Genomic DNA, 12,854 nt, shown 5'->3' with positions numbered 1-12,854 from the left:
CGCCCTGCCAATGCCCGCAGCTGCACCTTCCGCCCCCATCGTCACCCTTGAAGGACCTGCCCGCCGCTGGCGCCGGCTGGCCTGGTGGTCGCTGTTCGTCGCGGGCAATGCGGTGCTGGCGGCGGCAATCACGCTCGGCAATGTGCCGCTGCGTGACAACCCGGGCGGTGGCGCCGGGCTGACCTACCTGGCGATCGCCCTGCCCGGCCACCTGCTCGCCTTCGGCGCGCTGGCCGGCGTGCTGCCGCTGCTGCTCGGCCTGTGGCCGCGCAGCGCGCGCACGCTGAGCATCTCCGCCGTGCTGTTGCAGGGCCTGTGGCTGTGCCTGCTGCTGGTCGACGCCAAGGTCTTCACCCTGTATCGCTTCCACCTCAACGCCATGGTGGTGAACATGGTGTTCGGCGGCGCGCTGCAGGACCAGGTCGCGCTGTCCTGGAAGACCTGGCTGCAGGCCGGGCTGCTGGTCGCGGCGATCTTCACCGCCGAGGGCCTGCTGGCCTGGGCGTGCTGGAAGCTGCTGCCGGCCACACCGCGCCGGCGCCGGGTGCTGCAGGCCTGGGCGCTGGTCGCGCTGCTGATGGGAGGTGGCCAGGTCGCCACTGCCTACTACGACGCCCGGGGCGATCGTGATGTGATCGCGCAGTGGAATTACCTGCCGTGGGCGCAACCGATCACCGCCAAGGGTTTCATGCGCCGCCTGGGTGTGGTCAGCGAACAGCATGCCGGCCTGCCCGACCCGCGCCATGCGCAGCTGCTGTATCCGCTGCACCCGCTGCGCTGCCAGAGCCCGCACCGGCCGAACGTGCTGATGGTGGTGCTGGAGTCGCTGCGCCACGACGTACTCACTCCGCAGCTGATGCCCAACACCGCGTCGCTGGCACGCAATGCACGCGTCTACGACCACCATTTCAGCACCGGCAATGCCACCCGCTACGGTCTGTTCGGGCTGCTCTACGGCCTGCCCGGCGGCTACTGGGCCAGCATGCTCGACGAACAGCGCGGCTCGCAGCTGTTCCAGGTGCTCGGCCAGCAGGGTTACGACCTGCACCTGTATGGCAGTGCGCCGATGTACAGCCCGGAATTCGACCGCACGGTGTTCGCCGATGTGCGCGACCAGCTGCACCAGGGCCCGTCGGACCTGAAATCCGATGGCCGCGACCGCGCGATCATCAGCGCGCTGCAGCAGGACATCCGTGCCAGCCAGGCGGCACAACACCCCTGGTTCGGCTTCGTGTTCCTCGACTCCACCCACGCGCCGTACCACATGCCCGCCGGCTATCCGCCGGTGGCCACGCCGATGGCGGCCGACATCGACTTCCTCAAGTTCGGCCCGGAACACGACCCCACGCCGGAACTCAACCGCTACCACACCGCGGTGCACTACGCCGACAGTCTGATCGGCACACTGCTGGACGACCTGCGTGCACAGGGCCTTGAACAGGACACCATCGTGCTGGTCACCGGCGACCATGCCGAGGAATTCAACGACCTCAAGCTGAACTACTGGGGCCACAACGGCAACTTCTCCGACTACCAGTTGCAGGTACCGTTCGTGCTGCATTGGCCGGGCCAGGCCAGCGGCCATGAGTCGCGCACCAGTTCGCACGAAGACTGGGTACCCACACTGATGCGCCACGCGCTGGGTTGCGAGAACGCGTTGACCGATTTCAGCACGGGCCAGGATCTGCTGGCCGAGCCGCAAGGCAAGCGCGCGCTGGTGGTCGAAAGCTGGTCGCAGCGCGCAGTACGCCATGGCGAGGCCATCTACGTGTTCGACAAGTTCGGCAACGCCACCGCGCTGGACCTGCACTACCGCCCGCTGCCGCAGCAGGCCCCCGATGCGGCTGCCGTCCGTACCGCATGGGAAGCGCTGACCCGCTTCCGCAACCGCTGACCCTCAAGGATCGATCCCGCATGAACCGTCCGCTGCGCATCCTGCACACTGAAGCCGCCAAGGGAATGGGCGGGCAGGAGATCTACATCTTCCGCCACATGCAGGTGATGCGCGCGCGCGGCCACGAGGTGTCGCTGCTGTGCCAGCCCGATGCGCGGCTGGCCACGCTGGCACGCGATGATGGCTTCACCGTGCACACCCTGCGCATGGGTGGGCTGGCCCGGCTGCTGCGCGGCATCTGGTCGGTGTCGCGGCTGGTGCGCCGCGAGCGCTACGACGTGGTCAACACCACCAGCCGCCGCGATGCACTGATCGCCGCCGCCGGCGCACGCCTGGGCGGCACGCCGCTGGTGGTGCGCTCGCGCCACCTGATGAGCCCGGTCAATTCGCTGTTGACCTATACCGGCCTGCCACACCGGGTGCTGACCGTGAGCAGCTTCGTCAAGCAGTTGCTGGCCGAGCGCGGCATCCCCGCCGAGCACATCGGTATCGTGCCGCCGATCGCCGTGCCGCCGCGCTGGAGCGACATCCACCTGGAAGATCCCTGGCAACGCCTGCAGGAAGTGCGCGCGGAAGTGCGCGCCGAGCTCGGCTTCGGTGAGCAGGACATCGTCGTCGGCTGCGTGGCGGTGCTGCGCGAACCCAAGGGCCATGTCGACCTGCTGCAGGCAATGGTGCCGTTGTGCAGGACCCATCCGAACCTGCACCTGGTAGTGATCGGCGATGGCCAGGCGGTCATGGAACGGCTGCAGGCGCTGCGCGACGAGCACGGACTTCAGCAGCAGGTCCACCTGCTCGGCTACCGGGACGGCGCCTGCCGCCTGATGGCCGGCTTCGACATCTTCGCCCTCGCCTCGCACAAGGAAGCGGCCGGCACCGTATTCCTGGAGGCCGCCTATGTGGGTGTGCCGATCGTGGCCACGCGCGTTGGAGGCGTTCCGGAAATGGTGGTTGATGGCAGCAATGCGATCCTGACCCGGTTGGGTGACAATGCAGCCCTCACGGGTGCGTTGCGCCTGCTGGTGGACGATCCGGAACGGCGCCGGCAGATGGGTCGCGCCGGCTGGGACTGGATGCATGGCGCACACCGTTTCAGCCCCGCCGGCCACGGCGAAACCACCGAACACTATTACCACCAGTGGCTGAAGGAGCTGGGACATGGCTGATGCCCGAACCGTACCGGTGTTGATGCACCATCACGTGAGCCCGTCGCCGGGCATGATCACGGTGTCGCCGGAAAATTTCGAAAGCCAGATCGCGTGGCTGGCCGGCAACGGCTGGACCTCGCTGACGCTGGATCAGTACGCCGGTTTCCTGGCCGGCAGGCCGGTGCCACGCAAGTCGATCGTGATCACCTTCGACGATGGTTACCTGGACAACTGGGTGTATGCCCACCCGATCCTGCAGAAGTACGGCATGCATGCCGTGGTGTTCGTGGTGACCGGCTGGATGGGCGAAGGCCCGGAACGTCCGCACGCCGGCATGGCCGGTGCGACGCTGCCGGCCACGCCGGATCATCGCGGCTGCGAAGCAGCGATCTACGAACAGAATCGCAGCGATGAGGTGATGATGCGCTGGAGCGAGGCGCGCGCGGCGATCGCCGCCGGCACGTTCGAAGTGCACTGCCATACCCATACCCATACGCGCTGGCTGCGCCGCGATGACCTCGACCGTGCGCAGCGCCGCGCGGGCCTGAGCCAGGACCTGGCGATCGCGCGCGATGTGCTGCAGGACAAGCTGGGCGAAGTGTCGGACACGCTGTGCTGGCCGTACGGCGACTTCGACCAGGACCACGTCGAAGTGGCGCGCGAGCACGGCTTCCGCTACCTGCACACCACCCATCCGTTCGGCCGCAACGTGATCGGCGGCGACCCGGAACGCATCTATCGCTTCGCGATCCGCAACCGCCCCGCGAGCTGGCTGCGCAAGCGCATCGCGCAGAGCTACAACCCGCTGATCGCGCCGCTGTTCAATGGCTTCAAGGCGCGCCAGAAGAAGATGGTGCCGGGGCCGTAATATCCCTCGCCGGCACCTCGGCCCAGCTGCCACCGATGGCCTGGGCCAGCGCCACCATGGCCGTCTGCCGGTCGACCACCGCCTGGATGCGCGCCTGCCGCGCACCGCTGGCAGCGCCCTGTGCGACCACCACCGAGGTGTAATCGACTGTCCCTGCGCGGTACTGGTTGCGCAGGATCGCCTCCGCGCGGTTGGCAGCGGCTTCGGCCTGTACCCGCGACCGGCTGACATCGGCGTAGGCCTGCATTGCCGCCAGATTGTCCTCTACCTGTTGGAACGCGCCCAGCACGGCCTGCCGATACACCGCCGCCGCCTGTTCGAACTCCGCCCGTGCCTGCGCGACCCGGCCGCGGGTGGCGCCCGCATCGAAAATCGTCTGCACGGCGCTGACGCCCAACGACCACAGGCTGGTCGAGGCGGTGAACAACTGCCCCCAGGCCGTGGCGTTGCTCTGCCGATCGCCACTGAGGGTGAACTGCGGGAAATAACCGGCCCGTTGGATGCCGATGTTGGCGTTGGCTGCGGCCACCCGGCGCTCCGCAGCGGCGACGTCGGCGCGCCGCAGCAGCACCTGCGACGGCACGCTGGAAGGCATCTCCGGCACCTGATCATTCCAATCGGCAGGGGCAAGGCGGAAGGCCGAGGGGTTCTCGCCGACCAGTACCGCGATGGCGTGTTCCAGCTGGGCACGCTGCAGCTCCAGTGCGCGCAGCTGGGCCTGTGCGTTGGCCAGCGTGGTGCGGGCCTGCTCGACATCGGCGGCACCGGCAACACCCACCGCATACTTGTTGCCGGTGATGTCCAGCGAACGCTGGTAGCCCTGCACGGTCTGTACCAGATCCTCATGCTGCGCATCAAGCCCGCGCAACTGCAGGTAATCGATGGCCAGTTCGCCCTGTGCCGACAGCGTGGCATTGGCCAGGTCACCGGCACTGGCGGCAGCCTCGGCGCTGGCCTGGCTGACACCGTTGCCGAGCCGCCCCCACAGGTCCGGCTCCCAGCTGGCGCCGACCTGCACCGAATAGCGCCGCCCCCCCGCAGCATTGCCGCTGGCATCGCTGCCCTGCCCGCCACTGCGGGTGCCACTGCCCTGCGCGGTCACCTGTGGCCACAGCGCGGCCCGCTGCTGCTGGACCAGCGCGCGCGCGGCGGCGTAGGCCGCCCGGGACTGGGCTACGTTCTGGTTGTCCACCTGCACCCGTGCCTGCAAAGCATCCAGCGCCGGGTCGTTGAACAGCGTCCACCACTGGCCCTTGCCGACGGCGTCGGAGGGTACCGCCACCGCCCAGCCCGGGGCCTCCTTGAATTTTTCCGGCGGTACCTGCATGGGCACGCCGTGATAGGCCGGTGCCAACGAGCAGGCGGGCAATGCGCCCATGATCAGCAGCAGCGACAGACCAGCACCCGGTTTCATGACACTCCTCCTGAAGGCATCGCCGGCAAGGCGCCCTCTCCACGTCGACGCGCCCGGCCGGATCGATCGAGTGCCAGGAACACCACTGGCGTCGTCAGCAGCGTGATGAACTGGCTGACCAGCAACCCGCCCATGATCGCAATGCCCAGCGGCCGCCTGAGTTCGGCGCCGTCCCCGAAGCCGATCGCCAGCGGCAATGCCCCCAACCCGGCGGCCAGGCTGGTCATCAGGATCGGCCGCAACCGCAGGATCGACGCCTCACGGATCGCCTGCAATGCGCTCAGGCCACGGTTGCGCTGCGCCTCCAGCGCGAAGTCGACGATCATGATCGCGTTCTTCTTGACGATGCCGATCAGCAGGATGATGGCGATCAGCGCGATCAGGTCCAGCTGGCTGCCGGTGACGATCAACGCCAGCAGTGCACCGACACCGGCGGCCGGCAGGGTCGACATCACGGTCAACGGATGGATCGCGCTTTCGTACAGAATGCCCAGCACCACATAGATCGCCAGCAGCGCGCCCACGATCAACAACGGCAGCGTTGCCAGCGACTGGTTGAAGACGCGCGCGGTGCCGCCGAACTCACCACGCACGCTGGCCGGGAAGTGCAGCGACTGCAGCACCTGATCGATCAGCTGTGCCGCCTGCCCCAGCGCAACGCCGGACGGCAGGTTGAACGACACCGTGGCCGAGGGCTCACCGTCGCTGTGGTTGAGCCGTGCGGGTGCCGACTGCGGGGACCACTGCGAGAAGGCAGACAATGGCACCAGCGTGCGCGTCGGCGCGGCGTACCGGGCGGGCAAGGCAGATGCGCTGGTGGCCGTCGCCACCGTGCTGGTCGTGGCCAGCGTGGTGGTGCCGGTCACACTGGTGACCAGCGTACCGGCCGGCACCTTGATGTCGGCCAGCGCCAACGGCGAACCATTGAAGCGCGAGGCGGCTTCCATCACCACATGGTACTGGTTGAGGCCCGAATACAGATTGGCCACCTGGCGTTGCCCGAACGCATCGTAGAGCGCGTTGTCCACCGACTGCATCGATACCCCCAGCCGTGCCGCCACATCGCGATCGACCTCGACATAGGCACTGGCCCCGGCATCCTGCTGGTCGACGTTCAGATCGACCAGCACATCGCTGTGCGGCTTCAACGCCGCCAGCAGACGGGTGGAGGCCTGCTGCAGCTGGCCGGCATCCTCGGCCTTGAGCACGTACTGATACATCGAGGTGGTCTGGCGACCGCCGACATTGAGGTCCTGCACCGGATTGAGCGTGGTCGCCACGCCTTCGATGCCGGCCAGCTTCGGCCGCAGGCGTGCCACCACCTCGGTCACCGGCGGGCGCTGCCCGCGCGGCACCAGCACCACGAACAGGAAGCCGCCACCGGCACGGCTGCCACCGGAAAACGCGACCACGTCCTGCACGGCGGGATCGGCGCGGATGATCTTCACTGCCTGCGCCAACCCGTCGCGCAGCGCACTGAAGGAAATGCTCTGATCGGCACGAATGCCTCCGTTGAGCGCGCCGGTGTCCTGCGCCGGGAAGAATCCTTTCGGCGCCACCATCATCAGGTAAACGTTCAGTGCGATGGCCAGGGCCAGCGACAACAGCATCACGCCGCGATGGGCCAGCGCCCAGTCAAGGCTGCGCACATACCGCTGCTGCATGCGATCAAAGCCCCGCTGCACCGTGCGCATCAGGCGTCCCTGCGCCTCGCCCTGGGCTGGCGGCACCAGCAGCAGCGAGGCCATCATCGGCGTCACCGTCAACGACACCAGCAGGCTGATCGCCACCGCGATCGACAGAGTCAGGGCGAACTCGCGGAAAATGCGCCCGATCAGGCCGCCCATGAAGATCAGCGGCACGAACACCGCGATCAGGCTGGTGGAGATCGACAGCACGGTGAAGCCCACCTCGCCGGCACCCAGCAACGCCGCCGCGCGTGCCTGCATGCCGGCTTCGAGGTGTCGGCTGATGTTCTCCACCACCACGATCGCGTCATCGACCACGAAGCCGGTGGCGACCGTCAGCGCCATCAATGACAGGTTGTCCAATGAGAAATCCAGCAGGTACATCATCGCGAACGTGCCCAGCAGCGAGGCCACCACCGCCACGGCCGGGATCAGCGTGGCGCGCCAGCTGCGCAGGAACAGGCTGACCACCAGCACCACCAGCAACGTTGCGATCACCAATGTTGCTTCCACTTCGCGCAGCGAAGCGCGGATGGTCAGCGTGCGATCACTGGCTACGGCCAGGTGCACGTCCTCGGGCAGATTGGCCTGCAGGCCCGGCAGCAGCGCCTTGATCGCATCGACGGTGTCGACGATATTGGCACCCGGCTGCCGCGAGATGATCACCGAGACCGAGGGCTGGCCGTTGAACAGGCCCATCGTGCGTACGTCCTCCGGGCCGTCCCGCACCGAACCCACGTCGCGCAGGCGCACCGCCGCGCCGTTGCGCCAGGCCACCGCCACGTCACGGTAGTCGGCCGCATGCAGCCCCGGTGTATTGGAATAGACCTGGAACGCACGCCCGTCACCATCGATGACGCCGCGCGGACGATTGGCGCTTTCCGAGGACAATGCGGTACGCACGTCCTCCAGCGCGATGCCGTACTGCGACAGCGCCGACAGGTCCAGCTCGACCCGCACCGAAGGTAACGCCGCACCTCCCAGTTCAACGTTGCCCACTCCCTGCACCTGCAGCAGCCGCTGCTGCACCGTGGCCGACACTGCGTCGTAGATCTCCGAAGGCGTGCGCGTGGCCGAAGTCAGCGCCAGGATCAGGATCGGCGCGTCGGCCGGGTTCATCTTCCGATAGGTCGGATTGCTCTTGAGCGTGGTGGGCAGGTCCGCGCGTGCGGCATTGATCGCCGCCTGTACATCACGCGCAGCACCGTCGATGTCGCGCGACAGATCGAACTGCAATGTCACCTGTGCCGAGCCCACGCCCGACTGCGAGGTCATCTCGTTGACACCGGCGATCACCCCCAGGCGCCTCTCCAGTGGCGAGGCCACGGTGGTCGACATGGTCTGCGGGCTGGCGCCGGGCAGGCTGGCCTGGACCACGATGGTCGGGAAGTCGATCTGCGGCAAAGGTGCCACCGACAGCTGCGGATATGCCGCGATGCCGGCCAGCATCATCCCCAACGCCAGCAGCAGGGTACCGACCGGGCGCCGGATGAAGAGGGCCGACAGGTTCATCCCGGCTCCCCCGCCGCCGTCGGCCGTGCATGGCGTTCACGCAGACGCTCGAACATCAGGAAGATCACCGGCGTGGTGAACAGGGTCAGTGCCTGGCTGAGAATCAGGCCGCCGGCGATGGCGATACCGAGTGGCTGCCGCAGCTCGTGGCCCATGCCGCTGCCGAAAATCAGTGGCAGCGCAGCGAACAGTGCGGCGAAGGTGGTCATCATGATCGGGCGAAAGCGCAGCAACGCGGCCTGCCGGATGGCGTCCACCGCATCCTTGCCCTCCTCGCGCATCGCCATCAGCGCGTAGTCGGTCATCATGATCGCGTTCTTCTTGACGATGCCGATCAGCAGCACGATGCCGATGATGCCGATCACGCCCAACCCCCAGCCACTCAGACCCAGTGCCAGCAACGCACCGACGCCGGCCGATGGCAGCGTCGAGAGGATCGTCAGCGGGTGCACGAAACTCTCGTACAGTACGCCCAGCACGATGTAGACCACCACCACCGCGGCCAGGATCAGCAGCATCTCGTTGCCCAGCGAATCCTGGAAGGCGCCGGCGGCTCCGGAGTAGCGGGTGTTCAATGCGGCCGGCAAGGCAATGTCCTGCTGTACGCGCGCAATCGCCTTCATCGCCGCCCCCAGCGACACGCCCGGCGCCAGGTTGAAACCGATGCTGGCCGCGGGGAACTGGGCTTCGTGGGCGATCACCAGCGGCGCACTGCCGTTGCGGATCGTGGCCAGCGCGGTCAACGGCACCACCGTATTGCCCGCCGGCACGTACAGATGCTGCAGGCCCTGTGGACCGGTGAGCAGGTCCGGACTGGCCTCCAAGATCACCCGGTTCTGGCTGGAGGCGGTGTAGATGGTGGAGACGATGCGCTGACCGAACGCATCGTAGAGTGCGTTGTCCACCGCCAGCGCGTTGGCACCGAGGCGCGCCGCAGCATCGCGATCGATGTCCACGATCACCGAGCTGCCCTCGCCCAGGCTGGCCGGGGTGACATCGCGCAGCTCGCCGCGACCGTCCATCGCCTGCGCCAGCCGTTGCCCCCATTGGTCGACCAGGGCCTGGTCCGCGCCCTGCAGGACCAGCCGGTAGCCGGTGATACCGGGTTCGGTGTCGATCACCAGGTCCTGCACCGGCTGCAGGAACAGGCGCACGCCGGCGATGCCATCGGTGCGCTGGCGCAACCGCGACAGCACCTCGTCCAGGCTCGAGCGCTGCCCGATCGGGGTGAGGTTGATCGACAACCGTCCCTGCTTCAGCGCTGGATTCTGCCCGTCCACGCCGATGCTGGAGGACAGGCTGGCCACTGCCGGATCGTCCAGCAGGGCCGCTGCCACCTGCTGCTGAAGCTCGCTCATCGCGGCGAAACTGAGGTCCTGCGTGGCCAGCGTGGTCGCCGCGATCTGGCCGGTATCCTGCTCGGGAAACAGGTTGCGCGGCACCACGGAAAACAGCAGCGCGGTCAGGCCAAGGGTGGCGACGAACGCCAGCAGGGTCAGCCGTGCGTGACCGATCACCCAGTCCAGGCCGCGCGCGTAGAGCGCAGTGAGCTTCTCGAAACGCTGCACTGTCCATTGGCTGATCCGTGACGGACGTTCGTGCTGCGGTGGACGCAACCAGCGTGCGGCCAGCATCGGCACCAGGGTCAGCGCCACCACCGCCGACAACAGGATGGTCGCTGCCAGTGACACCGCGAATTCGCGGAACAGGCGACCGACGATATCGCCCATGAACAGCAGCGGGATCAGCACCGCGATCAGGCTGACCGTCAGCGACACGATGGTGAAGCCGATTTCCCCCGCGCCCTTCAACGCTGCCTGGAACGGGCGCATGCCGTTCTCGACGTGGCGGGAAATGTTCTCCAGCACCACGATGGCATCGTCGACGACGAAGCCGGAGGCAATGGTCAGCGCCATCAGGGTCAGGTTGTTGATCGAGAACCCCATCGCCCACATCGGCGCGAACGCGCCCATCAGCGACAGCGGTACCGCGATCGAGGCGATCAGCGTGGCGCGCCACGAGCCAAGGAACATGAAGATCGCCAGCGTCACCAGCAACACGGCCATCACCAGCTCGAAGCACACATCCGAGACCGAGGCGCGGATGCCTTCGGTACGGTCGCTGAGCAGGGTGACATGCACATCGGCCGGCAACTGGGCCTCCAGACCGGGCAGTGCCTGGCGGATGGCGTCCACGGTCGCGATGACATTGGCACCCGGCTGGCGCTGCACATCCAGGATGATCGCTGGCTCGCGGTTCATCCACGAACGCAGCCGGGTGTTCTCCGTGGAGCTGACCACGTTGGCGACATCGCGCAGGCGCACCGCAGCGCCATTCTGGTAAGCCACCACCAGCACGGCGTATTGATCCGCACTGGCCAGCTGATCGTTGGCATCGATGGTCCAGCTCTTGCTCGGCCCATCAAAACTCCCCTTGGCCGCGTTGACGTTGGCATTGCCGATCGCGGTGCGGATGCTCTCCAGCGATAGACCGCGCGAGGCGAGTGCGGCCATGTTGGCCTGGATGCGCACCGCCGGACGCTGACCGCCTGACACCGAGACCAGGCCCACCCCGCTGACCTGGCCGATACGGTTGGCGAACTGGCGCTCGACGATCGCCTCCATTTCGCCCAGCGTGCGCGTCGGCGAGGTCACCGCCAGCGACAGGATCGGCGCATCGGCCGGATTGACCTTGGCATAGATCGGCGGGGCGGGCAGGTCGGTGGGCAGCAGGGTGGTGGCCGCATTGATGGCCGCCTGCACCTCCTGCTCGGCCACATCCAGATCGAGATCCAGGTTGAACTGCAGCGTGACCACCGAGGCACCCGAGGAACTGCTGGACGTCATCCGTGCCAGCCCCGGCATCTGCCCGAACTGGCGCTCCAGCGGCGCGGTCACCGTCAGCGCCATCACCTCCGGGCTGCCGCCCGGATACAGGGTGGTGACCTGGATGGTCGGGTAGTCCACTTCGGGCAGCGCTGACAGCGGCAGGTTGAAGCAGGCGATGAGGCCGGCCAGCAGCATCGCCACCATCATCAGGGTGGTCGCCACCGGGCGCAGGATGAACGGACGCGAGGGCCCTCCGGCGGTGTCCGCTGCGGTCTCCGCCGCGCCGTCCATCAAGGTGTGCTCTTCTTGTGCTGGCTCGGCGCCTTGCTGCTGCCGGCGCCGGGTGCGCCGCCTCCCACCCGCACCTGGGAACCATCCTGCAGACCGTCCGCACCGGCGGTAACCACCGACTCGTCACCTTTCAGGCCGCCGAGGATGGCCACCTTCTGGCCCACCATTGGGCCGGTGGTGACCACCTGCATGCGGACCTTCTGCCCCGGCTGCAGCACGAACACGAAATCGCCCGGCGTGCCATGGCGCACCGCGCTGACCGGTACCACCATCGCCTGCGGCAGGCTGCGTACCTGCAGTACTGCGTTCACGAACTGGTTCGGGAACAGCTTTCCATCCGGATTGGCGAAACGTGCCTTGGCCTTGACCGTGCCGGTGCTGGTATCGATCACGTTGTCCAGCGCCTGCAGCCGGCCCTCGGCCAGCAACGCGCCCCCCTCCTGGGCCAGGGCCTGCACTACGAGGTCGTCGCCCTGCATGTCGCCGCGCGCCCCCAGCAGGCCAAGCTGGCCCTGCGGAATGGAAAAGGCGATGTCGATCGGATCCTGCTGGGTGACCACGGCAATGCCGGTGGCATCCTGCGCGGTGACGTAGTTGCCGATGTCGGTCAGGCGCAGGCCGACCACGCCGGTCACCGGGCTGCGGATGGAGGTATAGCCCAGATTGATTTCGGCAGTCTGCACTGCCGCTGCATCCGCCTGTACCGTGCCCTGCAGCTGGCGTACCAAGGCGGCCTGGGTATCGACCTGCTGGCTGGCGATCGAGTCCTGCGCGAGCAGCGTGCGGTAGCGCGCCAGATCAACCTTGGCCGCGGCCAACTGTGCCTGGTCACGCAGCTGGTCTGCACGCGCCTGGGCCAGTGCTGCCTGGAACGGCCGCGGATCGACCTCGGCCAGCACCTGCCCCTGTTGCACCGGCTGTCCCTCGCGGAACAGGATGCGCCCGAGCACGCCGGCCTGTTGCGAGCGCACCGTGGCGGTGGCCAGCGGGGTGACGGTACCGATCGCGGTGATCGTTACCGGCACGTCCATGCGGGCGACCTTTTCGACGCTGACCGATGCGGTCGGTCGCCCGCCGCCGCTGCCCCCGCCATGGCCAGCCAGCCATCGGGCCAGCAGCGCGATCGCCACCGCCACAACGACCACCAGCACCCACGTCCACACGTTCCTGCTGCCTCGCCGCGTCGCAGGCGGCGTCACCTCTGCTTGCAT

General features: G+C 67.6%; 7 protein-coding genes. 3 read left to right on the top strand and 4 right to left on the bottom strand.

Annotated elements, in window-relative coordinates; genetic code table 11:
• Positions 1 to 10: 10 nt before the first annotated feature.
• Genes ABH900_RS12980 through ABH900_RS12970 form a run of 3 tightly spaced genes read left to right on the top strand, consistent with a single transcriptional unit; the run spans position 11 to position 3,910 of the window.
• The gene (locus ABH900_RS12980) at positions 11 to 1,894 is read left to right on the top strand and encodes a DUF3413 domain-containing protein (RefSeq protein ID WP_429623326.1); all 1,884 of its coding nucleotides are present in this window, start codon (positions 11 to 13) and stop codon (positions 1,892 to 1,894) included.
• Positions 1,895 to 1,914: 20 nt separating this feature from the next.
• Positions 1,915 to 3,060, top strand: coding sequence for a glycosyltransferase family 4 protein (locus ABH900_RS12975; RefSeq protein WP_429623325.1), 1,146 nt, complete (start codon positions 1,915 to 1,917; stop codon positions 3,058 to 3,060).
• Positions 3,053 to 3,910 (top strand): polysaccharide deacetylase family protein, encoded by an 858-nt coding sequence (locus ABH900_RS12970; protein ID WP_429623324.1) that lies wholly within the window; start codon positions 3,053 to 3,055, stop codon positions 3,908 to 3,910. Before ABH900_RS12975 ends, ABH900_RS12970 begins: the two co-directional genes overlap by 8 nt.
• On the opposite strand, the gene ABH900_RS12965 is transcribed toward ABH900_RS12970, so the two are convergent.
• The 4 genes from ABH900_RS12965 to ABH900_RS12950 are packed head-to-tail and all read right to left on the bottom strand — an operon-like array spanning position 3,873 to position 12,794.
• Positions 3,873 to 5,324 (bottom strand): efflux transporter outer membrane subunit, encoded by a 1,452-nt coding sequence (locus tag ABH900_RS12965; RefSeq protein WP_429623322.1) that lies wholly within the window; start codon positions 5,322 to 5,324, stop codon positions 3,873 to 3,875. The two genes, ABH900_RS12970 and ABH900_RS12965, sit on opposite strands and share 38 nt — an antisense overlap.
• Complete coding sequence (locus ABH900_RS12960; RefSeq protein WP_429623320.1) at positions 5,321 to 8,524, bottom strand: efflux RND transporter permease subunit; 3,204 nt, start codon at positions 8,522 to 8,524, stop codon at positions 5,321 to 5,323. The genes ABH900_RS12965 and ABH900_RS12960 overlap by 4 nt, the downstream gene beginning before the upstream one ends.
• Positions 8,521 to 11,643 (bottom strand): efflux RND transporter permease subunit, encoded by a 3,123-nt coding sequence (locus ABH900_RS12955; protein ID WP_429623319.1) that lies wholly within the window; start codon positions 11,641 to 11,643, stop codon positions 8,521 to 8,523. Before ABH900_RS12955 ends, ABH900_RS12960 begins: the two co-directional genes overlap by 4 nt.
• Entirely contained in the window at positions 11,643 to 12,794 is a 1,152-nt protein-coding gene (locus tag ABH900_RS12950) for an efflux RND transporter periplasmic adaptor subunit (protein ID WP_429623317.1), read from the bottom strand. Before ABH900_RS12950 ends, ABH900_RS12955 begins: the two co-directional genes overlap by 1 nt.
• Between the last annotated feature and the right edge of the window lie 60 nt (positions 12,795 to 12,854).

The sequence above is a fragment of the Stenotrophomonas sp. AN71 genome, from assembly GCF_050435725.1.
In the GTDB taxonomy this organism is placed as follows: domain Bacteria; phylum Pseudomonadota; class Gammaproteobacteria; order Xanthomonadales; family Xanthomonadaceae; genus Stenotrophomonas.
Note: the sequence above shows the minus strand (reverse complement) of the source record. Positions and strands in the feature narration are given on the sequence as shown.

Bases quoted from the DNA above. Each gene is read 5' to 3' on its own strand.
- ABH900_RS12980 (WP_429623326.1), top strand. From the start codon at position 11: ATGCCCGCAGCTGCACCTTCCGCCCCCATCGTCACCCTTGAAGGACCT.
- ABH900_RS12975 (WP_429623325.1), top strand. From the start codon at position 1,915: ATGAACCGTCCGCTGCGCATCCTGCACACTGAAGCCGCCAAGGGAATG.
- ABH900_RS12970 (WP_429623324.1), top strand. From the start codon at position 3,053: ATGGCTGATGCCCGAACCGTACCGGTGTTGATGCACCATCACGTGAGC.
- ABH900_RS12965 (WP_429623322.1), bottom strand. From the start codon at position 5,324: ATGAAACCGGGTGCTGGTCTGTCGCTGCTGCTGATCATGGGCGCATTG.
- ABH900_RS12960 (WP_429623320.1), bottom strand. From the start codon at position 8,524: ATGAACCTGTCGGCCCTCTTCATCCGGCGCCCGGTCGGTACCCTGCTG.
- ABH900_RS12955 (WP_429623319.1), bottom strand. From the start codon at position 11,643: ATGGACGGCGCGGCGGAGACCGCAGCGGACACCGCCGGAGGGCCCTCG.